Origin of the sequence: Streptomyces sp. NPDC006259 (assembly GCF_042870975.1) — a bacterium.
Lineage (GTDB): Bacteria > Actinomycetota > Actinomycetes > Streptomycetales > Streptomycetaceae > Streptomyces.
In genome coordinates this window covers 306,748-328,316 of the sequence record NZ_JBIAHY010000001.1, presented here as the reverse complement: position 1 = coordinate 328,316, position 21,569 = coordinate 306,748, and the positions used below count along the sequence as shown (strand labels likewise).

At 72.0% G+C, this 21,569-nt stretch carries 21 protein-coding genes; 13 read left to right on the top strand and 8 right to left on the bottom strand.

Annotated elements, in window-relative coordinates; translation table 11 throughout:
* Positions 1-22 precede the first annotated feature (22 nt).
* Entirely contained in the window at positions 23-1,372 is a 1,350-nt protein-coding gene (locus ACFYO5_RS01490) for a DUF2252 domain-containing protein (protein ID WP_356558882.1), read from the bottom strand.
* 204 nt (positions 1,373-1,576) lie between these two features.
* Here ACFYO5_RS01490 and dnaE point away from each other — a divergent pair, with 204 nt between their 5' ends.
* A complete protein-coding gene (gene dnaE / locus ACFYO5_RS01485) occupies positions 1,577-5,116 on the top strand; it encodes a DNA polymerase III subunit alpha (RefSeq protein ID WP_388702908.1) in 3,540 nt (1,179 codons plus the stop codon).
* 92 nt (positions 5,117-5,208) lie between these two features.
* Here dnaE and ACFYO5_RS01480 read toward each other — a convergent pair whose 3' ends face one another.
* Complete coding sequence (locus tag ACFYO5_RS01480) at positions 5,209-5,376, bottom strand: hypothetical protein (protein WP_388702905.1); 168 nt, start codon at positions 5,374-5,376, stop codon at positions 5,209-5,211.
* Positions 5,377-5,600: 224 nt separating this feature from the next.
* On the opposite strand from ACFYO5_RS01480, the gene ACFYO5_RS01475 reads away from it, so the two are divergent.
* The 4 genes from ACFYO5_RS01475 to ACFYO5_RS01460 all read left to right on the top strand — a co-directional run bounded on the left by ACFYO5_RS01475 (position 5,601) and on the right by ACFYO5_RS01460 (position 9,520).
* The gene (locus ACFYO5_RS01475) at positions 5,601-6,827 is read left to right on the top strand and encodes an NYN domain-containing protein (RefSeq protein ID WP_388702903.1); all 1,227 of its coding nucleotides are present in this window, start codon (positions 5,601-5,603) and stop codon (positions 6,825-6,827) included.
* A 108-nt stretch (positions 6,828-6,935) separates the two neighbouring features.
* Positions 6,936-7,910 (top strand): ABC transporter ATP-binding protein, encoded by a 975-nt coding sequence (locus tag ACFYO5_RS01470; RefSeq protein ID WP_356560023.1) that lies wholly within the window; start codon positions 6,936-6,938, stop codon positions 7,908-7,910.
* 85 nt (positions 7,911-7,995) lie between these two features.
* Complete coding sequence (locus ACFYO5_RS01465) at positions 7,996-8,820, top strand: ABC transporter permease (protein WP_388702901.1); 825 nt, start codon at positions 7,996-7,998, stop codon at positions 8,818-8,820.
* A gap of 34 nt (positions 8,821-8,854) precedes the next feature.
* Positions 8,855-9,520 (top strand): AAA family ATPase, encoded by a 666-nt coding sequence (locus ACFYO5_RS01460; RefSeq protein WP_388702898.1) that lies wholly within the window; start codon positions 8,855-8,857, stop codon positions 9,518-9,520.
* 524 nt (positions 9,521-10,044) lie between these two features.
* On the opposite strand, the gene ybaK is transcribed toward ACFYO5_RS01460, so the two are convergent.
* From ybaK to ACFYO5_RS01440, 4 genes are all read right to left on the bottom strand, one after another.
* Positions 10,045-10,548 (bottom strand): Cys-tRNA(Pro) deacylase, encoded by a 504-nt coding sequence (ybaK, locus tag ACFYO5_RS01455; RefSeq protein ID WP_388702895.1) that lies wholly within the window; start codon positions 10,546-10,548, stop codon positions 10,045-10,047.
* A gap of 17 nt (positions 10,549-10,565) precedes the next feature.
* Positions 10,566-11,306, bottom strand: a complete 741-nt coding sequence (locus ACFYO5_RS01450) for an LON peptidase substrate-binding domain-containing protein (RefSeq protein ID WP_356558868.1) — start codon at positions 11,304-11,306, stop codon at positions 10,566-10,568.
* Between the two features lie 11 nt (positions 11,307-11,317).
* Positions 11,318-12,355, bottom strand: a complete 1,038-nt coding sequence (locus tag ACFYO5_RS01445) for a hypothetical protein (protein WP_388702892.1) — start codon at positions 12,353-12,355, stop codon at positions 11,318-11,320.
* Between the two features lie 356 nt (positions 12,356-12,711).
* Positions 12,712-14,289 carry an oxidoreductase gene (locus ACFYO5_RS01440; protein ID WP_388702889.1) on the bottom strand — a complete coding sequence of 526 codons (1,578 nt, stop codon included), beginning with the start codon at positions 14,287-14,289 and terminating at the stop codon, positions 12,712-12,714.
* 168 nt (positions 14,290-14,457) lie between these two features.
* Between ACFYO5_RS01440 and hisD the strand changes: the two genes are divergently transcribed.
* From hisD to hisF, 7 genes are all read left to right on the top strand, one after another.
* A complete protein-coding gene (gene hisD / locus ACFYO5_RS01435; protein ID WP_388702886.1) occupies positions 14,458-15,798 on the top strand; it encodes a histidinol dehydrogenase in 1,341 nt (446 codons plus the stop codon).
* 14 nt (positions 15,799-15,812) lie between these two features.
* Positions 15,813-16,919, top strand: coding sequence for a histidinol-phosphate transaminase (locus ACFYO5_RS01430; protein ID WP_388702883.1), 1,107 nt, complete (start codon positions 15,813-15,815; stop codon positions 16,917-16,919).
* Positions 16,916-17,509, top strand: coding sequence for an imidazoleglycerol-phosphate dehydratase HisB (gene hisB, locus ACFYO5_RS01425; RefSeq protein ID WP_356558858.1), 594 nt, complete (start codon positions 16,916-16,918; stop codon positions 17,507-17,509). The genes ACFYO5_RS01430 and hisB overlap by 4 nt, the downstream gene beginning before the upstream one ends.
* Positions 17,506-17,670, top strand: a complete 165-nt coding sequence (locus ACFYO5_RS01420) for a hypothetical protein (RefSeq protein WP_356558856.1) — start codon at positions 17,506-17,508, stop codon at positions 17,668-17,670. The genes hisB and ACFYO5_RS01420 overlap by 4 nt, the downstream gene beginning before the upstream one ends.
* Positions 17,661-18,311 carry an imidazole glycerol phosphate synthase subunit HisH gene (gene hisH, locus ACFYO5_RS01415; RefSeq protein WP_388702880.1) on the top strand — a complete coding sequence of 217 codons (651 nt, stop codon included), beginning with the start codon at positions 17,661-17,663 and terminating at the stop codon, positions 18,309-18,311. The genes ACFYO5_RS01420 and hisH overlap by 10 nt, the downstream gene beginning before the upstream one ends.
* Complete coding sequence (gene priA, locus ACFYO5_RS01410) at positions 18,308-19,033, top strand: bifunctional 1-(5-phosphoribosyl)-5-((5-phosphoribosylamino)methylideneamino)imidazole-4-carboxamide isomerase/phosphoribosylanthranilate isomerase PriA (RefSeq protein WP_356558852.1); 726 nt, start codon at positions 18,308-18,310, stop codon at positions 19,031-19,033. Before hisH ends, priA begins: the two co-directional genes overlap by 4 nt.
* A gap of 132 nt (positions 19,034-19,165) precedes the next feature.
* Complete coding sequence (hisF, locus tag ACFYO5_RS01405; RefSeq protein WP_388702877.1) at positions 19,166-19,921, top strand: imidazole glycerol phosphate synthase subunit HisF; 756 nt, start codon at positions 19,166-19,168, stop codon at positions 19,919-19,921.
* Between the two features lie 69 nt (positions 19,922-19,990).
* Here the strand turns inward: hisF and ACFYO5_RS01400 are convergent, their stop codons facing one another.
* A complete protein-coding gene (locus ACFYO5_RS01400) occupies positions 19,991-20,389 on the bottom strand; it encodes a VOC family protein (protein WP_356558848.1) in 399 nt (132 codons plus the stop codon).
* Between the two features lie 12 nt (positions 20,390-20,401).
* Positions 20,402-21,037 (bottom strand): TIGR03085 family metal-binding protein, encoded by a 636-nt coding sequence (locus ACFYO5_RS01395; RefSeq protein ID WP_356558846.1) that lies wholly within the window; start codon positions 21,035-21,037, stop codon positions 20,402-20,404.
* Between the two features lie 82 nt (positions 21,038-21,119).
* Here ACFYO5_RS01395 and hisI point away from each other — a divergent pair, with 82 nt between their 5' ends.
* On the top strand, positions 21,120-21,569 hold the full coding sequence (gene hisI / locus ACFYO5_RS01390; protein WP_388702873.1) for a phosphoribosyl-AMP cyclohydrolase: 450 nt from the start codon (positions 21,120-21,122) through the stop codon (positions 21,567-21,569).

The following is a 21,569-nucleotide window of genomic DNA, read 5'->3' as shown; positions in this document are numbered from 1 at the left end:
GGCGCCGCCGCGGTGGGCCCCGTCACAGACCCGGGATCCGGCCGTTGCGGAACAGGTCGAGGAAGATCTGGTGGTCGGCACGCGCGCGTGCGCCGTAGGAGTGCGCGAACTCCACCAGGAGCGGGGCGAAGCTCTCCTCGTCACCGGCGAGCGCCGCGTCGATGGCCCGCTCGGTGGAGAACGGCACCAGGGACTCGCCGGAGGTGTCGTCGGCCGCGGCGTGCATCGTGGCCGTGGCCCGGCCGAGGTCGGCGACGACGCCCGCGATCTCCTCCGGGTCGTCGATGTCGCCCCAGTCCAGGTCCACCGCGTACGGCGAGACCTCGGCGACCAGCTGGCCCGCGCCGTCCAGCTCGGTCCAGCCCAGCCACGGGTCGGCGTGCGCCTGGAGGGCGCGCTGGGAGATCACCGTGCGATGGCCCTCGTGCTGGAAGTACTCGCGGATCGCCAGGTCGGTGACGTGCCGGGAGACGGCCGGGGTCTGGGCCTGCTTGATGTAGATCACCACATCGTTCTCCAGGGCGTCGCTGTTGCCCTCCAGCAGGATGTTGTACGAGGGCAGGCCGGCCGAGCCGATGCCGATGCCCCGGCGGCCGACGACGTCCTTCACGCGGTAGGAGTCCGGGCGGGTCAGGGAGGTCTCCGGCAGCGTCTCCAGGTAGCCGTCGAAGGCGGCGAGGACCTTGTAGCGGGTGGCCGCGTCCAGCTCGACGGAGCCGCCGCCGGGCGCGAAGCGGCGCTCGAAGTCGCGGATCTCCGTCATGGAGTCGAGCAGCCCGAAGCGGGTCAGGGAGCGGGCGTCGCGCAGCGCGTCCAGCAGGGGCCCGTCGGCCGTGTCCAGCGTGAAGGGCGGCACCTCGTCCTGCTTGGCGCCGGTCGCCAGGGCGCGGATCCGCTCGCGGTACGCGCCCGCGTACACCTGCACCAGTTCGGTGATCTGGTCGTCGCTGAGCGCCTTCGCGTACCCGACGAGGGCGATCGAGGCGGCGAAGCGCTTCAGGTCCCAGACGAAGGGGCCGACGTAGGCCTCGTCGAAGTCGTTGACGTTGAAGATCAGGCGGCCCTGGGAGTCCATGTAGGTGCCGAAGTTCTCCGCGTGCAGATCGCCGTGGATCCACACGCGCGAGGTGCGGTCGTCCAGGTAGGGCCCGGTGAAGGCGCCGCTGTCGTCGCGCCCTCCGCTCGCCGCGGCCAGGTCGTGGTAGAAGAGGCACGCCGTGCCCCGGTAGAACGCGAACGCCGAGGCCGCCATCTTGCGGAACTTCACGCGGAACGCGGCCGGGTCCGCGGCCAGGAGTTCGCCGAAGGCGGTGTCGAGGACGGCGAGGATCTCCTCGCCGCGAGGCTCTTCGTTGAGCTGCGGGACCGACATCGCGGGGTGCCTCCTGGTGCTTCACGTGTACGACAGCGTTTCTGTCGTCTGGAACGGGTGGACGCGTGCGAAAGTGCCCGCGGCCCCCGCTGTGAAGGTACGCGGGGGAGCCCGCCGGGTGTCAGTGCCGAGGCATACACTTCGACGCTGACCCCCAGACTGTGCGCCAGCCTGTCGTCGAGTGTTTCCCTTGGAGGCCACGCCGTGTCAAAGCCGCCGTTCACGCACCTGCACGTCCACACCCAGTACTCGCTGCTGGACGGTGCCGCGCGGCTCAAGGACATGTTCGACGCGTGCAACGAGATGGGCATGACCCACATCGCGATGTCCGACCACGGCAACCTCCACGGGGCGTACGACTTCTTCCATTCCGCGAAGAAGGCCGGGGTCACCCCGATCATCGGGATCGAGGCGTACGTCGCCCCGGAGTCGCGGCGCAACAAGCGCAAGATCCAGTGGGGCCAGCCGCACCAGAAGCGTGACGACGTCTCCGGTTCCGGTGGCTACACCCACAAGACGATCTGGGCGGCCGACGCGACGGGCCTGCACAACCTCTTCAAGCTGTCCTCCGACGCGTACGCCGAGGGCTGGCTCCAGAAGTGGCCCCGGATGGACAAGGAGACCATCTCCCAGTGGTCCGAGGGGCTCATCGCCTCCACCGGCTGTCCCTCGGGCGAGGTGCAGACGCGGCTGCGCCTCGGCCAGGAGGAAGAGGCCCTGAAGGCGGCGGCCGACTACCAGGACATCTTCGGCAAGGACCGCTACTTCCTGGAGCTGATGGACCACGGCATCGAGATCGAGCGCCGGGTCCGCCAGGGGCTCCTCGACATCGGCAAGAAGCTCGGCATCCCCCCGCTGGTCACCAACGACTCGCACTACACGTACGCGCACGAGGCGACCGCCCACGACGCCCTGCTGTGCATCCAGACCGGTAAGAACCTCTCCGACCCGGACCGCTTCCGCTTCGACGGCACCGGCTACTACCTGAAGTCCACGGACGAGATGTACGCCATCGACTCCTCGGACGCCTGGCAGGAGGGCTGCGCCAACACCCTCCTGGTGGCCGAGCAGATCGACACGACCGGCATGTTCGAGGCGAAGAACCTCATGCCGAAGTTCGACATCCCCGACGGCTACACCGAGGTCAGCTGGTTCAAGGAGGAGGTCCGCCGCGGCATGGAGCGCCGCTTCCCGGGCGGCATCCCCGAGGACCGCCAGAAGCAGGTCGAGTACGAGATGGACGTCATCATCCAGATGGGGTTCCCGGGCTACTTCCTCGTCGTCGCCGACTTCATCATGTGGGCCAAGAACAACGGCATCGCGGTCGGCCCCGGCCGAGGCTCCGCGGCCGGCTCGATCGTCGCGTACGCCATGGGCATCACCGACCTCGACCCGATCCCGCACGGCCTGATCTTCGAGCGGTTCCTCAACCCCGAGCGCGTCTCCATGCCGGATGTCGACATCGACTTCGACGAGCGTCGGCGCGTCGAAGTGATCAGGTACGTGACCGAGAAGTACGGCGCCGACAAGGTGGCCATGATCGGCACGTACGGCAAGATCAAGGCGAAGAACGCCATCAAGGACTCCGCGCGCGTGCTGGGCTACCCGTACGCGATGGGCGACCGCCTCACCAAGGCGATGCCCGCCGACGTCCTGGGCAAGGGCATCGACCTCAACGGCATCACCGACCCCTCGCACCCCCGCTACAGCGAGGCGGGCGAGATCCGCGCGATGTACGAGAACGAGCCGGACGTGAAGAAGGTCATCGACACCGCCAAGGGCGTCGAGGGACTGGTCCGGCAGATGGGCGTGCACGCGGCGGGCGTGATCATGTCCAGCGAACCGATCGTCGACCACGCACCGATCTGGGTACGGCACACCGACGGCGTCACCATCACGCAGTGGGACTACCCCCAGTGCGAGTCGCTGGGCCTGCTGAAGATGGACTTCCTGGGCCTGCGCAACCTGACGATCATGGACGACGCCATCAAGATGGTGAAGGCCAACAAGGGCATCGACCTGGAGATGCTCGCCCTCCCGCTGGACGACCCCACGACCTTCGAACTCCTCTGCCGCGGTGACACCCTCGGCGTCTTCCAGTTCGACGGCGGCCCGATGCGCTCGCTGCTCCGCCAGATGCAGCCCGACAACTTCGAGGACATCTCCGCCGTCTCGGCCCTCTACCGGCCGGGCCCCATGGGCATGAACTCGCACATCAACTACGCGGAGCGCAAGAACGGCCGCCAGGAGATCACGCCGATCCACAAGGAGCTGGCGGAGCCCCTCGAAGAGGTGCTGGCCGTCACCTACGGCCTGATCGTCTACCAGGAGCAGGTGCAGAAGGCCGCCCAGATCATCGCCGGGTACTCGCTCGGCGAGGCCGACATCCTCCGGCGCGTGATGGGCAAGAAGAAGCCCGACGAGCTGGCGAAGAACTTCACCATCTTCCAGGCCGGCGCCAAGAAGAACGGCTACAGCGACGAGGCGATCCAGGCCCTGTGGGACGTCCTGGTCCCCTTCGCCGGATACGCGTTCAACAAGGCCCACTCGGCCGCGTACGGACTGGTCTCGTACTGGACGGCGTACCTCAAGGCGAACTACCCCGCCGAGTACATGGCGGCGCTGCTCACCTCGGTCAAGGACGACAAGGACAAGTCGGCCGTCTACCTCAACGAGTGCCGCCGCATGGGCATCAAGGTGCTCCCGCCGAACGTGAACGAGTCCGAGTCGAACTTCGCCGCGCAGGGCGACGACGTGATCCTCTTCGGCCTGTCCGCCGTGCGCAACGTCGGTACCAACGTGGTCGAGTCGATCATCAAGTCCCGCAAGGCCAAGGGCAAGTACTCCTCCTTCCCCGACTACCTCGACAAGGTCGAGGCGGTGGTCTGCAACAAGCGCACCACGGAGTCGCTGATCAAGGCCGGCGCCTTCGACTCGATGGGCCACACCCGCAAGGGCCTCACCGCGCAGTACGAGCCGATGATCGACAACGTGGTCGCGGTCAAGCGCAAGGAGGCCGAGGGCCAGTTCGACCTCTTCGGCGGCATGGGCGAGGAACAGAACGACGAGCCCGGCTTCGGCCTCGACGTCGAGTTCACCACCGACGAGTGGGACAAGACGTACCTGCTCGCGCAGGAGCGCGAGATGCTCGGTCTGTACGTCTCCGACCATCCCCTCTTCGGCCTGGAGCACGTGCTGTCCGACAAGGCGGACGCGGGGATCGCCCAGCTCACCGGGGGTGAGCACGCGGACGGCGCGGTCGTCACCATCGGCGGCATCATCTCCGGCCTCCAGCGCAAGATGACCAAGCAGGGCAACGCCTGGGCCATCGCCACCGTCGAGGACCTCGCCGGCTCCATCGAGTGCATGTTCTTCCCCGCGACCTACCAGCTGGTCTCGACCCAACTCGTCGAGGACGCCGTGGTGTTCGTCAAGGGCCGGCTCGACAAGCGGGAGGACGTGCCCCGCTTGGTCGCGATGGAGCTCCAGGTGCCGGACCTGTCCAACGCGGGCACCAACGCGCCCGTGGTCCTCACGATCCCGGCCGTGAAGGTCACCCCGCCGATGATCAACCGCCTCGGCGAGATCCTCACCCACCACCGGGGCGACAGCGAGGTCCGCATCAGGCTCCAGGGCCCGACGAAGACGACCGTCCTGCGCCTGGACCGGCACCGCGTCAAGCCCGACCCGGCCCTGTTCGGCGACCTGAAGGTGCTGCTGGGCCCGTCCTGCCTGGCGGGCTGAGACCCACCGGACACACGCAAGGGGCGCACCCGGATCTCCGGGTGCGCCCCTCCTGCATGCGCGAAGGGCGTCAAGGGCCCGTCACACAGAGGCTAGTTGTGGCCGAAGCGCTTGCCGCGTCCCCTGCCGCGGGCCATGTCGCCGGGTGTCGCCTGCGTGGTGCGCTGCTCGTCCTGCGGCTCGAGGGTGGCCTGCGACGCCGTCTGCGGGCTCCGCTCGGACTGCGACTGCTTACGGTCACGGTTCTTGTTCTTGGCCATGGGGATCTGCCTCCTGTTGGGGGTCTAGGGGCCAGGGCCGGATTCAGATTCACATAGGCTGTCTTATGACGCATTTCGGATAATTACCGTGGGTGACAAGGGTCATCGGGGCACGCCGCCCCGAAACGCCACGCCGAAGATCGAGTTCCGGCCGTTAACCCCCGCACAGTCGGGCAGACTCGAACCAGGCCCGAAGCAAACCTCCGGGGAAGAGGGTGAGTCGTGTGGACCGCTGCATCGTCCTGGTGGACGCCGGGTATCTGCTGGGGGCCGCCGCGAGTCTCCTCGCCGGAGAACCCTCGCGTTCCCGGATCACCGTCGATCACGCCGCCCTCGTCCAGGGCCTGCGCGAACAGGCCGAGTCGGAGACCGAACGGCCCCTGCTGCGCATCTACTGGTTCGACGGCGCCCCCGACCGCGTCCCCCAGCCCGAACACCGCAGACTGCGCGTGATGCCCCGGGTGACCGTCCGGCTGGGCGCCCTCACCCGCAGCGACGGCCGCTGGGCGCAGAAGGGCGTCGACGCCGCCATGCACGCCGAGCTGACCGAACTGGCCCGCAACCGCGCCTGCTCCGACGTCGTCCTCGTCACCGGCGACGGCGACCTGCTGCCCGGCATGATGGCCGCCAAGGAGCACGGCGTCGCCGTCCACCTGTGGGCCGTGCAGGCCGCCGACGGCGACTACAACCAGTCCGAGGACCTGGTCGCCGAGGCCGACGAACGGCGCGTCCTGGACCGCGCGTGGATCACCAAGGCCGTACGCGCCAAGGACGTCGGCGGGATCTGCGCCCCGCCGCCCGTGCCGCGCCCCGAGATCGCCGCCATCCTCTCCGCGCCGCTGCCCGACTCCACCCTCGCACCGACGTCCGAACGGCCCGCCGAGCAGAGCGAGCACCCCTCCGCCGCCACCGACAACGGCACCCGGGAACGAGTCCCCGCCGCCAAGGGCGTGCCCACCCCCAAGGACCTCGCGGCCCTGCGTGCGCCCGGTGCCGCCCAGGCCGCCCAGGCCGTCCAACCCCCGGCCACCGCCACCCTGCGCTGGTCCTCCGACAAGGGCTGGGTCGACCGGCCCGGCGCCGCCGCCGAGCCCTCCGATGTCGCCTCGATGCCGACCCTCGCCCAGGTCACCACGGCCGAACAGCGGTGGGCCGACCGCGAGGAGGACATCACCACCGTCGGCGGCGACCCCTTCGAGGTGGGCCAGGTCTTCGCCCGCCGCTGGATGGGGCGCCTCGGCGACCAGGGGCATCTCCAGAAGCTGTCCGGCATGTACCCGCGCATCCCGCACCGCATCGACGGCGAGCTGCTGCGGTACGCGGCCCGGTTCGGTCTCCTCGCGCACAAGGACGACCAGATCGACGAGCACGACCGTTACGCCATCCGGGCGGGGTTCTGGCGTGAGATCGACGTACGGGCGGCGGCCGAGCACGCGCCCGCGGCGGACTGAACCGGACACCCCGCGCGCCCCCGACGGCGGGCGCGGGCCGCCGACCCCGTACCCTCGTCCCTTGTGAGTACGCGCGCGGCATCGACCATTCGGCACCGGGACGAGGTCGTGTGTGCCGTACGCGGACTGACCAAGACCTACCCGGCGGTCCGGGGCCGGCGCGGAGCTCCCGCCGCCCCCGAGGTCCGTGCCACCGACGACGTACGGCTCGACGTACGCCGTGGTGAGATCTTCGGTCTGCTCGGGCCCAACGGCGCCGGCAAGACCAGCGTCGTCCGGCAGGTGACCGGGCTGATGCGGCCCGACACCGGCAGCGTGGAGATCCTCGGCCACGACATCGTGCGCCACCCCGAACGGGCCGCGCGCATCCTCGCCTACCTCGGCCAGGAGTCCACCGCCCTCGACGAACTCACCGTCTCCCTCGCGGCCGAGACCACCGGACGCCTGCGCGGCCTCACCGTCCACGAGGCGCGTCGGGAACGGGACGCGGTGCTGGAGGAGCTGGGGCTCACCCCGATCGCCGGACGGCCGCTGCGCAAGCTGTCCGGCGGACAGCGGCGGCTGGCCTGCTTCGCGACCGCGCTGGTGGGGGAGCGGCCGCTGCTGGTGCTGGACGAGCCCACCACCGGGATGGACCCCGTCGCCCGCCGCGCCGTGTGGGCCGCGGTGGACCGGCGGCGCGCCGAGCGCGGCACCACCGTGCTGCTCGTCACCCACAACGTCATCGAGGCCGAGACGGTCCTCGACCGGGTCGCCGTCCTCGACCGCGGCCGGGTCATCGCCTGCGACACGCCCGCCGGGCTCAAGGAGCAGGTCGCCGACGAGGTGCGGGTCGAGCTGGTGTGGCGCGAGCGGGCGCCGCTGGACGTCCCCGAGGTCGCCGCGCTGCGCGAACGGGCCGCGGAGTCCGGGCGCCGCTGGACGCTGCGGCTGCGCCCCGAGGAGGCCCGTACGGTCGTCGCCACCGTCACCGGCGGGGCCGCCTTCGCCGCCCTCGACGACTTCACCCTCGCCACACCGAGCCTGGAGGACGTCTACCTGGCACTGGGCGGGGCCGCCCGGCAGGGGCTGGTGAGGGCGTGAGCAGGATGGCCGAGGGTGTGAGAAGGATCGTCCCCGCGTCCGTATCGAACAGGGCGACCACCGGACCCAAGAGGAGCAACGCGACGTGAGTGTCGTACCCGCAGAGGTTCTGCCGGGCAGCGCCCTGGCCGTGGACGGGCAGCCGGCCCGCGAGGCGGCCGAACTGGCGCCCCGCGCGCGGCTGTGGCCGTCGATGGCGGCCGTGTACCGGGCGCAGCTCTCCCGCGCGCGGGTGGCCCGCATCCCGCTGCTGTTCGTGGCGACCTTCCAGTCGGTCGGCATCCTCATCATGATGCGCGGGGTCGTGGAGGGCGGACGCGAGGCGGAGGCCGTGGTGGCCGGCTCGGCGGTCCTCGTCGTCGCGTTCGTCGCGCTGAACCTCCTCGCGCAGTACTTCGGGCAGCTCAGGGCCAGCGGCGGCCTCGACCACTACGCCACCCTGCCGGTACCGCCCGCCGCCGTGGTGCTCGGCGCGGCGGGTGCCTACGCCTCCTTCACCGTGCCGGGGACGCTCGTGACGGCGGTGTTCGGCTCCGTGCTGTTCGGACTGCCGCTGACCCACCTGTGGGTGCTGGCGCTGGTCATCCCGCTCTCCGGCGCCGCGCTGGCCGGGCTCGGCGCGGCCTTCGGGCTGCTCGCCCCGCGCCCGGAGCTGGCCACCGTGCTGGGACAGCTGGGCATGTCGGCGGCGCTGCTGCTCGGCGTGCTGCCGCCCGACCGGATGCCGGAGCCGGTCCGCCTCGCCCGCGACCTGCTGCCGTCGACGTACGGCGTGGAGGCCCTCGCGCGGACCTTCCGGCCGCACCCCGACTGGGCGTTCGTGCTCGGGGACCTCGCGGTGTGCGCCGTGGTCGGCGTGGCCTCGCTGGCCGTCGCGACCTGGGCGTACCGCCGGGCCGCCGTCCGATGACGCACGGCTCGGACGCGCCTGGCACGATGTCAGGGTGACCGCACCGCTGACTCCCCCTCCGCCGCCGCACGAACCGTCCCCGCACGACGCCTGGCCGTCGCCCGGTACGGCTGCCGCGCCCCACGACGCCGGACGGGACGGGCCCGGGATGAGGACCGAGCTGCGCGAGGCCGCCGTGATCACCGTCCTGGTCGCGATCACCGGCGTGGCGCTGGGACTGCTGTGGCTGTGGCTGGCGCCGCGCGTCCCGCTGGTCGGGGAGGTCGTCGACGACAGCTGGGTCGTCTATCTCAAGGACACCGAGGGCGAGCAGGCCGTCGGCGTGGACGGCACGTTCGTCCTGCTGGCCGTGGCCTTCGGGGCCGTGAGCGCCGCCGCCGTCTTCGCCTGGCGCCGGCGAGGGGGCGTACCGCTGGTGGTGGCGCTGGCCCTCGGTGGACTCCTCGGCTCCCTGCTGGCGTGGCGGATCGGCGTGTGGCTCGGCCCCGGGCAGGACGTGATCGCGCAGGCGAGGGCGGCGGGCAAGGGCGTCACGTTCTCGGCCCCGCTGAAGCTCAGCGCCAAGGGGGCGCTGCTGGCCTGGTCCCTGGCCGCCCTGCTCGTGCACCTCGGTCTCACGGCCCTGTTCGGCCCGCGAGACCCCGAGACGTACGGACAGGGACCGCTGCAGAAGGACCCGTACGGGGCGCCGCGGGCGTAGGGCGCCGACACGGACTCGGGCAGACCGGCCTCGCGTCGGGGGTGCGGGCTGGGGCGGGTGTTGGTGTGTGCCGTGAGGGTCGTCGGGGGAGCGGGCTGGGGCCGACGCTGGTGTATGCCGTGAGGGTCGTCGGGGGAGCCGCATTTTCCTGGCCGCGTCGTCCGCCGGTCCTTGCCGGGCAGGCCGGACGCGCCGAGCCGGGCGAGCCGGTGGGCGCTGGGGCGGGGCCGGGCGCCGTGTGGGCCGGGCGCCGTGTGGGCCTGGGCCGGGTGCCCGGCCCGGTCCGCCACCGGCGGGCGTCTGCGCCGGCCGTGGCCGGGCGCCGCGCCACGCCTGATGCACGGCTTCCGGTGCCGCGTGGGCCGTGACGGCGCTCGGCGAGAACGGATGTCCGGCCGTCGGGGCCGGGCAGGCCGTCTGAGTCTCCGGGCCGGGCAAGCAGTCCGGGCCTTCGGGCCGGGCAAGCAGTCCGGGTCTCCGGGCCGGGCGGGTCCTCGGCGGGGGTGGGGGCGGTCCGCTCGGCGTTACGCGCGGCCGATGGGGGCCAGGACCGCGTCCGTCAGGTCGGCCAGGTCGGTGGGGGAGAGTTCGACCTCCAGGCCGCGCCGGCCCGCCGAGACGCAGATGGTGTCGTGGGCCTTCGCCGAGTCGTCGAGGACCGTGGTGAGCTTCCTGCGCTGGCCCAGCGGGGAGATCCCGCCGCGGACGTAGCCCGTGGTGCGTTCCGCGAGGGTCGGGTCGGCCATCGCCGCGCGTTTGCCGCCGACCGCCGCCGCGAGGGCCTTGAGGTCGAGCGAGCCGGCGACCGGGACCACGGCGACGGTCAGGGTGCCGTCCACGTCGGCGACGAGGGTCTTGAAGACCCGGTCGGGGGAGACGCCCATGGCCTCGGCCGCCTCCTCGCCGTACGAGGGGTGGGCCGGGTCGTGGTCGTAGGCGTGGACCGTGAACTCCACGCCCGCCGCCGTCAGCGCGACGGTCGCGGGCGTGCCCCCGGACTGCTGCTGCTTCTTCGACTTCTTCGCCACCAGGGCCTCCCCGTGCGTCAGTTGAGACTCGTCGGCCCGCGGGTCAGGTCCGCCGCGGGCAGCGAGGGCAGGTTACGGAGGATGGCCGTCTCCGCGCGCAGGAGCGTCAGCTCGTCGCGCAGCCGGGAGGCGGTGTCCGGGGCCTGGAGCAGCCGCTGCTTGGTGGGCGTGTCGAGCATCATCGCGGCTGCCACCAGGTAGGACACCACGGACGGCTCGTCCGGCAGGTCGGCCCCGGTGGACAGCGAGCGCTCCCGGGCGCCCGCGAGGCGCTTCTGGTACTGGCGGAAGGCCCGCAGCACGCCCTCCGCGAGGGCGCCGGCCCCGTCGCCCGGCTCCTCGGTCAGCTCCTCCAGTTCGGCCACCAGGAACGGGCCCGAGGCATCCACCGACACCAGGCGCACCCGGGTCGTCCCCGTGGCCAGCACCTCGAAGGTGCCGTCGGCCCGCTCCCGGACCGTCGCCGCGTCGGCGACGCACCCGACCGAGTGGAACGCCTTGACGGGGTCGTCGCCGAACCCCGCGGCGGGCCCCCGCTGGGGCAGCGCCGTCTGGTCCGGCATGCCGGGGGCGGCCGGTGCCACCTCGTGGCCGTCGCGGATGGCGACGACGGCGAACCGGCGTGGTTCCTCCTCGGGAATCTTGAGCAGATCGTGCATCAGGGCGCGATAGCGCTCCTCGAACACGTTGAGCGGAAGCACCAGCCCCGGGAAGAGGGCGGTGTTCAGCGGGAAGAGCGGCAGCCGGACGGTGGTCACGGCGTAGAAGCCTAGTGGTCCGCGGGGTACGCGCGTTCCCCGTGCCCATTCCGTGGATGTCCCGGGGGCTCACCGGACCCTCCCGAGCACACGCTCTCCCGTACCACGAGGAAGTGTCCCAGCGGGTCGTCTGACAGCCGGCCCCACGGGAAGGACGTGGCGTACGGGCCGATCAGGCGCAGCTGGTCGAGGGCGTCCGCGCGGCGGTCGAGCCGGACCAGGACGTAGGTCAGGAGATTGCGGATCTCGGCCGTCCACGGGTCGGACGCCGGGAAGCGGGCGGAGAGCCCGATCGCGCGGTCGGCGGCCGCGTCCAGGCGCTCGCGGGGCACGTCGGGTCCGCAGCCGTCGGTCAGGTAGGCGAAGGCCGCCCGCACCGGCAGGGCCTGGACGAGGGAGCCGGCCGGGGCGTCCTGGGCGGCCCGGTCGGCGAAGTCGAAGCACTCGCGGTGGGAGCCGTGCCAGGACTCGGCCAGATAGCGCTTGGCGGCCACGTGGCAGCCGTAGTGGTGCGGGGCGCGCCGGACGGCGGCCTCCCACAGCTCCCCGAAGTACTTGTGCCCGGCGTTCGACCCGCGCGCGTGGTCCAGGGCGATCCGCCACGGCACCGGGTCGCGGTGGTCGCCCTGCGCGGCGGCCGTGATCAGCGGGCTCACCTCGCGCAGCAGCTCCGCCCTGGCCGGCGACCCCCAGGCGCGCTCCACCGCGAGCTGGGCGGCCACCAGCAGGACGTCCGGGTCCTGCGGTGCGGCGGCCCGCCAGTCCTCGAACCACTCCGGGCGGGACCGCGCGAAGGACGCGAGGCGGGTGACGTAGCGGTCCCGGTACTCCCACTCGGCCCGCTCGGCGGTGCCGGCCAGGAGCGCCGCGGCGGCCTCGTACGCGCCGCGTCCGGCCGCGACCAGCGCGGGGCCGAGGCGGTCGTCGGGCACGTCGAGAAGTACCTCGTCGTCGGCCGGGAGCCCGAGCGGGGGGTGGGGGGCGACAGTCCGCGGGCGCCGGGAAACGGCCGTCCGGGAGGCGCGGATGAAGGGGGGCAGCAGAGCCATGGTTTTGCCATTGAAAAGGGGCGGGTCGACGATGCGCCAGGGGATGCGACGAACGTCTCGAAAGTTGTACGCCGCCGGGTCAAGGAAAGGTAAAAGGTGAGCGTTCGGGTCCCCGTGGTCAGCTTTTGCCCCACCGGCCGTGCCGTGAGCCGGCTGACCGCGACCGCACGCTGTCAGCCCCCTACCCACCGACCCCACCTGCCTGCCGGTGACCGGCCGCAGTCGGCCACTGCCGGTGACGTGATGGTCAACCCTCGCCCGTGACCGGGCCGGTGGCCGCCCTCGCCCGTGACCGGGCCGGTGGCCGCCCTCGCCCGTGACCGGGCCGGTGGCCGCCCCCGCCCGTGACACCGCCGTCAGCCGCGTCGCAGGAGCCGGGTCGCGCCCGCCGCCACCGTGGTCGCCAGGACCCAGCCCAGCAGGATCATCGCCGTCTGCACCCACTGCCAGCCGCCGTGCAGCCGCCACTGGCCCGCCTGGCCCAGGTCGATGACGGGCAGCAGCAGGTCGAGGGCGAACAGCGCCGGATTCCACGGCGGGTGTCCGTCACGGCTGACGGGCGGATGGTCCGCGCGCGCGAACGCCAGCGAACTCGCCGCCCACAGCACCGCCATCCACACGGCCGCCCGGCCCGGCCGGTAGCCGTAGGCCACCGCCCAGTCCTGCACGTACCCCCACGCCTTCGCGGCCGGCGGCAGCGTCTCGCGGCGCCGGCGCTGCTTGGCGAGCAGCACCTCGCGGGCGTCCTCGTCCTCCCCGCCGGCCCGCAGCACCGCCGCCAGCCGCTCGTACGGCTCCGGGTTGTACTCGGCGGTCGCCGCGGCCACCCACCCCAGGCGCTCGGCCAGCGGGAACGGACCCTGCGGCACCAGGTTCTCGTACGCGAAGCCGCCCATGTGCAGGGCGCCGGGGCCGGGCCAGGCGCCCGCGCGGTCCACCAGGTTGACCACCCGCGCCCCCGACAGCACCACCTTGCCGCGCTGCGGCCGCTCCCCGAGAAAGCGCAGCTCGGGCGTCTGCACCCGGCGCAGCGACAGTTCCTGGTCGTCGGTGAAGGTGAACCGGGCCCGCTCCAGGTCGACGGCGTCCCCGAACCGGCCGTCGTCCAGGCGCACCCCGCCCCGGCACTCGAAGCGCTGGACGCGGGTGCCGTGCGCGGGGGTGGTGCCGCTGAGCGCCTGGCCGCCGAGGCCGGCCGGAGTCATGTACAGGGAGCGCTCCACGGTCAGCTGGGGCGCGTTCAGCGCGAACCGGGTGTACGGGTTGGTCAGCCGGGCCCCGCGCAGGCTCAGCGAGACCCCGATCTTGGCGCTGCGCAGCCGCAGCTCGCCGTGCGACTCCAGCATCTCGGCCTGGAGGTCCTGGCCGACGGTCATGCCGTCGGCGGCGATCGAGCGGCCGGTGCGGTCGCGGTAGACGATCGCCATGTTGAGCATCAGGTCGGTGCCGATGTGCGCGTCGGTGAGCCGGACGCCGTTGTGGAAGCGGCACCGGGGCAGGTGCAGGTCGCCCTCGGTCTGGAGCCGGGCCGCCTCCAGCCGCGGCACCGAGCAGTCCACCATGCGCAGCGTCGTCACCCGCGCCTCGGGCAGCAGTACGTCCCGCTCGAAGCGGCAGCGCTTCATCTCGACGTACGGCTCGACGGTGCCGCCCGCCAGGTCGAGGCTGCCGCTGAGCTGCACGCCGACCAGCTTGAGCGAGGACACCCGGCCGGCCAGCGGGGGCGGCCCGTCCAGCAGCAGCCAGGCCACGATCCGCGCCCGTACCGTGCGGGCCTCCCCCCACGGATGCCCGCCGTGCGGGTCGTCGACCACCGTGTCCCCGCTGCTGAGGTCGTACACGCTGCCGTTGCGGAAGGCCTGCCACATGCCGGCCTCGGCGGCGGTCAGGTCGTCCGGCAGGTCCCCGGCCTGGACGCCGGCCCCTTCCGTCACGCTGTTCGGTCCCTTCGCTCGCGCACACGTTTCGCACACCCGTTCATGCCCGGTGGGTGACGCCCCGAACGCTAACCGTGAGGGGGATCTTCCGTTTCCGGCCACGTTCTGTATCAGCCATTGATACGCGCGGACGACGTCCGATCCGGGTCTGAGAGAATTGACCACGTGCTGCAAAATCTCTCGCTGGCCCGAATCGATCTGCGCGGCGACGCCCTCCCCGTGGGACCCGCCCTGCGCGACCTGCTGCCCCGAGCCGACTTCGACGTCTCGGCCGCCCTCGAGAAGGTGCGTCCGATCTGCGAGGCGGTGCACCATCGGGGTGACGCGGCACTGATCGACTTCGCCGAGAAGTTCGACGGCGTCCGGCTCGACCGGGTCCGGGTCCCGGCCGAGGCCCTCGGCCGCGCCCTCACGGAACTCGACCCGGCCGTGCGCGCGGCCCTGGAGGAGTCCATCCGCCGCGCCCGTCTCGTCCACCGCGAGCAGCGCCGTACGAACCACACGACACAGGTCGTGCCCGGCGGTTCCGTGACCGAGAAGTGGGTTCCGGTCGACCGGGTCGGGCTGTACGCGCCCGGCGGCCGGTCGGTCTACCCGTCCTCCGTGATCATGAACGTGGTGCCGGCCCAGGAGGCCGGCGTCGAGTCGATCGCGCTCGCCTCCCCGGCCCAGGCCGACTTCGGCGGACTGCCGCACCCGACGATCCTCGCCGCGTGCGCGCTGCTCGGCGTCGACGAGGTCTACGCGGCCGGCGGCGCCACAGCCGTCGCGATGTTCGCCTACGGCACCGAGTCCTGCGCGCCCGCCACCATGGTCACCGGCCCCGGCAACATCTGGGTCGCCGCCGCCAAGCGCTACTTCACCGGCAGGATCGGCATCGACGCCGAGGCCGGCCCGACCGAGATCGCGATCCTGGCCGACGCCACCGCCGACCCGGTCCACGTCGCCGCCGACCTGATCAGCCAGGCCGAGCACGACCCGCTGGCCGCCGCCGTCCTGGTCACCGACTCCCCCGAACTGGCGGACGCGGTCGAGAAGGAGCTGGCGCCGCAGGTGGCTGCCACCAGGCACATCGACGACCGGATCGTCCCGGCGCTCAACGGCAGGCAGTCCGCGATCGTCCTCGTCGACGGCATCGAGGAGGGCCTGCGCGTGGTCGACGCCTACGGCGCCGAGCACCTGGAGATCCAGACGGCCGACGCCGCCGCGGTCGCCGACCGGGTGCGCAACGCGGGCGCGATCTTCGTCGGCCCCTGGGCGCCCGTGTCGCTCGGCGACTACGCCGCCGGCTCCAACCATGTCCTGCCCACCGGCGGCTGCGCCTGCCACTCCTCCGGTCTGTCCGTCCAGTCCTTCCTGCGCGGCATCCATATCGTCGACTACACCGAGGACGCGCTGGCCGACGTCGCGCACCACGTGGTCACGCTCGCGGAGGCGGAGGACCTGCCCGCGCACGGCGCGGCGATCAAGGCACGGTTCGGATGGAAGGTCCCGGAGAGCAAGTGACAGGCAACCTGCCCATGTCCGCATGGGACGAACTCCCCGTACGGGACGAGCTGCGAGGCAAGTCCCCCTACGGCGCGCCTCAGTTGGACGTGCCCGTACGGCTGAACACCAACGAGAACCCCTATCCGTTGCCCGAGGCGCTCGTCGAGCGCATCACCGAGCGCGTCCGCGAGGCCGCCCGCGGCCTCAACCGCTACCCCGACCGGGACGCCGTCGAGCTGCGCACCCGGCTCGCCGCGTACCTCACGGACACGTCCGGGTACCCGGTCGGCCCGGCGAACGTCTGGGCGGCCAACGGCTCCAACGAGGTCATCCAGCAGCTGCTCCAGACCTTCGCCGGACCGGGCCGTACGGCGATCGGCTTCGAGCCGTCGTACTCGATGCACGGCCTCATCGCGCGCGGCACCGGCACCGGATGGATCTCCGGGCCGCGCCACGAGGACTTCACCATCGACCTCCCGGCCGCCGAGAAGGCCGTCGCGGAGAACCGGCCGGACGTCGTCTTCGTCACCACCCCCAACAATCCCACCGGCACCGCCGTCCCCGCCGAGACGGTCCTCGCGCTGTACGAGGCCGCGCAGGCCGCCCGGCCGTCCATGGTGATCGTGGACGAGGCCTACATCGAGTTCAGCCACGGCGACTCGCTGCTGCCACTGCTCGAAGGTCGGCCGAATCTCGTCGTCTCGCGGACGATGTCGAAGGCCTTCGGCGCGGCCGGCCTGCGTCTCGGCTACCTCGCCGCCCACCCGGCCGTCGTGGACGCCGTCCAGCTGGTCCGGCTGCCGTACCACCTCTCGGCCGTCACCCAGGCGACCGCCCTGGCCGCCCTCGAACACACCGGCACGCTGCTCAAGTACGTCGAGCAGATCAAGGCGGAGCGCGACCGGCTGGTGACCGAACTGCTGGCGCTCGACTACGAGGTGACCGCCTCCGACGCCAACTTCGTGCAGTTCGGCCGGTTCGGGGACGCGCACGCGATGTGGCGGAAGATCCTCGACCGGGGCGTCCTGGTCCGCGACAACGGCGTGCCGGGATGGCTGCGGGTCACCGCCGGCACCCCCGAAGAGAACGACGCGTTCCTCGACGCGGTCCGTGAGATCAAGAAGGAGCAGGGTTCATGAGCCGTGTCGGACGCGTGGAGCGCACGACCAAGGAGACGTCCGTCCTGGTCGAGATCAATCTCGACGGCACCGGCAAGGTCGACGTGTCGACCGGCGTCGGCTTCTACGACCACATGCTCGACCAGCTCGGCCGGCACGGTCTGTTCGACCTGACCGTGAAGACCGACGGCGACCTGCACATCGACTCCCACCACACCATCGAGGACACCGCCCTCGCGCTGGGCGCCGCCTTCAAGCAGGCCCTCGGCGACAAGGTGGGCATCTACCGCTTCGGCAACTGCACGGTCCCGCTGGACGAGTCCCTCGCCCAGGTCACCGTCGACCTCTCCGGCCGCCCGTACCTCGTGCACACCGAGCCCGAGAAGATGGCGCCGATGATCGGCGAGTACGACACCACGATGACCCGGCACATCCTGGAGTCCTTCGTCGCCCAGGCGCAGATCGCGCTGCACGTGCACGTGCCCTACGGGCGCAACGCGCACCACATCGTGGAGTGCCAGTTCAAGGCGCTGGCCCGGGCCCTGCGCTACGCCTGCGAGCGCGACCCGCGCGCGGTCGGCATCCTCCCCTCCACGAAGGGCGCGCTGTGACCGGCCTGTCGACCCTCCTGATCGTCGTCGGCCTCTTCCTGGCCGGCGGCATCTACTCCTTCGTCAAGCAGGACATGCCGAGGAGCCTGATCGTGCTGCTCTCCATCGGCGCCGCGATGTGTCTCGTCGCGGGTGTGATGAGGCTGGAGGTATGGAATTGACCGCCGCATCCAAGAAGGTCGTCGTCTTCGACTACGGCTTCGGCAACGTCCGCTCCGCCGAGCGCGCCCTCGCGCGCACCGGGGCCGACGTCGAGATCACGCGTGACTTCGACACGGCGATGAACGCCGACGGGCTGCTGGTGCCGGGCGTCGGCGCCTTCGCCGCCTGCATGCAGGGCCTGCGGGCCGCGCGAGGCGACTGGATCATCGACCGCCGGCTGTCCGGCGGCCGCCCGGTGATGGGCATCTGCGTCGGCATGCAGATCCTGTTCGCCCGCGGCATCGAGCACGGCGTGGAGACCGACGGCCTCGACGAGTGGCCCGGCGCGGTCGAGCCGCTCCAGGCCGAGATCGTGCCCCACATGGGCTGGAACACCGTGGACGCCCCGGCCGGCTCCCAGCTGTTCGCCGGCCTGGACGCGGACGCGCGCTTCTACTTCGTGCACTCCTACGCCGTCCAGGACTGGTCCTTCGACGTGCAGAACCCCGCGATGCAGGCGCCCAGGGTGACCTGGTCGACGCACGGCAGGCCGTTCGTGGCCGCCGTGGAGAACGGCCCGCTGTGGGCCACCCAGTTCCACCCCGAGAAGTCCGGCGACGCCGGAGCCCAGCTCCTCACCAACTGGATCGGAACCCTGTGAGCAAGCTCGAACTCCTCCCCGCCGTCGACGTCCGCGACGGCCAGGCCGTCCGGCTCGTGCACGGCGAGTCGGGGACGGAAACTTCTTACGGTTCGCCCCTCGAGGCAGCCCTCGCCTGGCAGCGCTCGGGCGCCGAGTGGCTGCACCTGGTCGACCTGGACGCCGCGTTCGGCACCGGCGACAACCGCGCGCTGATCGCCGAGGTCGCGGGCGCCATGGACATCAAGGTGGAGCTGTCCGGCGGCATCCGCGACGACGACACCCTCGCCGCCGCCCTCGCCACCGGCTGCACCCGCGTCAACCTGGGCACGGCCGCGCTGGAGACCCCCGAGTGGGTCGCCAAGGTCATCGCCGAGCACGGCGACAAGATCGCCGTCGGCCTCGACGTACGGGGCACCACCCTGCGCGGCCGTGGCTGGACCCGCGACGGCGGCGACCTCTACGAGACGCTGGAGCGCCTGAACAAGGAGGGCTGCGCGCGGTACGTCGTCACCGACATCGCCAAGGACGGCACCCTCCAGGGCCCCAACCTGGAGCTGCTGCGCAACGTCTGCGCGGCGACGGACCGGCCGGTCGTGGCCTCCGGCGGTGTCTCCTCCCTCGACGACCTGCGCGCCATCGCCGAACTGGTGCCCCTCGGCGTCGAGGGCTCCATCGTCGGCAAAGCGCTCTACGCCAAGGCGTTCACCCTGGAAGAGGCCCTGGAGGCCGTGGCGTCATGACGTGCGGAGCCGTGCGGCGCGCGCGGAGCGGACGTCCCCGGGAGGAGACGTCCGGCTTCGCGCGCGCCGTCGCGGATCCTGGTCCCCGTGGAACCGGAAGCATCTAGAGGCAACAAGAGGAGCCGTGGATTCATGACCCTGGCGGTCCGAGTCATCCCCTGCCTGGACGTGGACAACGGCCGGGTCGTCAAGGGCGTCAACTTCCAGAACCTGCGCGATGCGGGCGACCCCGTCGAGATGGCCAAGGTGTACGACGCCGAGGGCGCCGACGAGCTGACGTTCCTGGACATCACCGCCTCGTCGGGCAACCGCGAGACCACCTACGACGTGGTGCGCCGCACGGCCGAGCAGGTGTTCATCCCGCTCACCGTCGGCGGCGGGGTGCGCGCCGCCGAGGACGTGGACAGGCTGCTGCGGGCCGGTGCCGACAAGGTCGGGGTCAACACGGCCGCGATCGCCCGCCCGGAGCTGATCAAGGAGATCGCCGAGCGCTTCGGCAGCCAGGTGCTGGTCCTGTCGGTGGACGCCCGCCGTACCGAGTCCGGCTCCTTCGAGGTCACCACCCACGGCGGTCGTCGCGGCACCGGCATCGACGCCGTCGAGTGGGCCCACCGGGCCGCCGAGCTGGGCGCGGGCGAGATCCTGCTCAACTCGATGGACGCCGACGGCACCAAGGACGGCTACGACCTGGAGATGATCGCCGCCGTCCGCAAGCACGTCTCGGTCCCGGTGATCGCCTCCGGTGGCGCCGGCGGACTCGCCGACTTCGCGCCGGCGGTCGAGGCGGGCGCGGACGCGGTCCTGGCGGCCTCGGTGTTCCACTTCGGGGACCTGCGCATCGGCGACGTGAAGGACGCGCTGCGGGAGGCCGGGCACCCCGTGCGGTGACCCGTCACCCGTCGGGGCCCCGGTCACCCGGTCACCGGGGCCCCGCCATGACCGGATGCCGGAGCGGCACTACCCCTTCGGCTGAGCCAGCTGTACGTAGTTGCCGACCGTGTCGTCCAGGACGGCCGTGATCATCGGGCCCTGCTCCCGGGGCTCCTGGGGGAAGCGCACGCCGAGGGCGCTCAGCCGGTCGAACTCCGCCCGCATGTCGTCGACGGAGAACACGATGCACGGCAGCGCGGCCTCCCGCAGGGCCGCACGGTACGGCTCCGCGATCGGGCCGTGGCCGGGTTCCAGAAGCAGCTGGAGGTCCTGCTGGGCGCCCTCGGCCGCGCCCACGGTGACGAACAGGGTGCCGTCGCCCAGGTCCATGCGGACGCGGGTCTCGAAGCCGAGGACGTCGGTGTAGAAGGCGTGGGCCCTGGCGACGTCGTCGACGTACACGCTGGTCACGGCGACCTTGATCACTGCGGCGTCCTCTCAGAGGCCGAGCTGCTTGCCGCCCTGCAACCTGGTGATGGCGTCCTCCTCGCCGGCCAGGTCCACCCTGGCGGCGCTGTGCCGGCCGTGCAGGAACAGCAGCAGTTCCGAGGGTTCGCCGGTCGCCGTGACGACCGGGGTGCCGCGATGGGCGACCGCCGTACGGCCGTCGGGGCGGCGCAGCACCACACCGGTCGGGGCGCCGCGGCCCATCAGCCGGGCCGTGCGCTCCAGGCGCGACCACAGGGAGTCCTGGAAGACCGGGTCCAGTTCCCGGGGCGTCCAGTCGGACCGGGCGCGCCGGACGTCCTCGCCGTGGACGTAGAACTCCACGATGTTCGACGCCTCGTCGAGCTGCTTGAGCTGGAAGGGCGAGAAACGCGGCGGGCCGGTACGGATCAACTGGATGAGTTCCTCGTACGGCTTGGCGGCGAACTCCTCCATCGCCCGGTCCAGCCGGGACGCGAGCTGCTTGATGAGCAGGCCCCCCGCCGCGTCGGGCCGTCGCTCGCGGACCACCACGTGCGCGGCCAGGTCGCGGGTCCGCCAGCCCTCGCAGAGGGTCGGCGCCTCCGGGCCCGCGGTTTCCAAGAGGTCTGCCAGAAGGAGCCGTTCACGCTTGGCGAAAGTCGACATGCGGTCAGCCTACGACCGCCCGGCGGGTCCGCACAGTGGACATCGGCCCGGGAGTGCCACCGCCACGCGGCACAATGTCCCCATGACCAGCACGCCCCCGCCCGGCCGTCCCCCGACCACCGCCGGCTCCCCGTCCGGTCGCCTCGACCCGGAGATCGCCGCACGCCTCAAGCGCAGCCCCGACGGCCTCCTGCCCGCCATCGCCCAGCAGTACGACACCGGAGAGGTGCTCATGCTCGGCTGGATGGACGACGAGGCGCTGCACCGCACCCTGACGACCGGTCGCTGCACGTACTGGTCGCGCAGCCGCCGCGAGTACTGGGTCAAGGGCGACACCTCCGGCCACTTCCAGTGGGTCAGGTCGGTCGCCCTGGACTGCGACGCCGACACCGTGCTGGTCCGGGTCGACCAGGTCGGCGCCGCCTGTCACACCGGCGCCCGCACCTGCTTCGACACCGACGTCCTCCTCGAGGACGCCGTCGCCGCCGGTCAGGGCCACGCCGGTTCCGGCGTACCGCCTTCGGATCAGTAA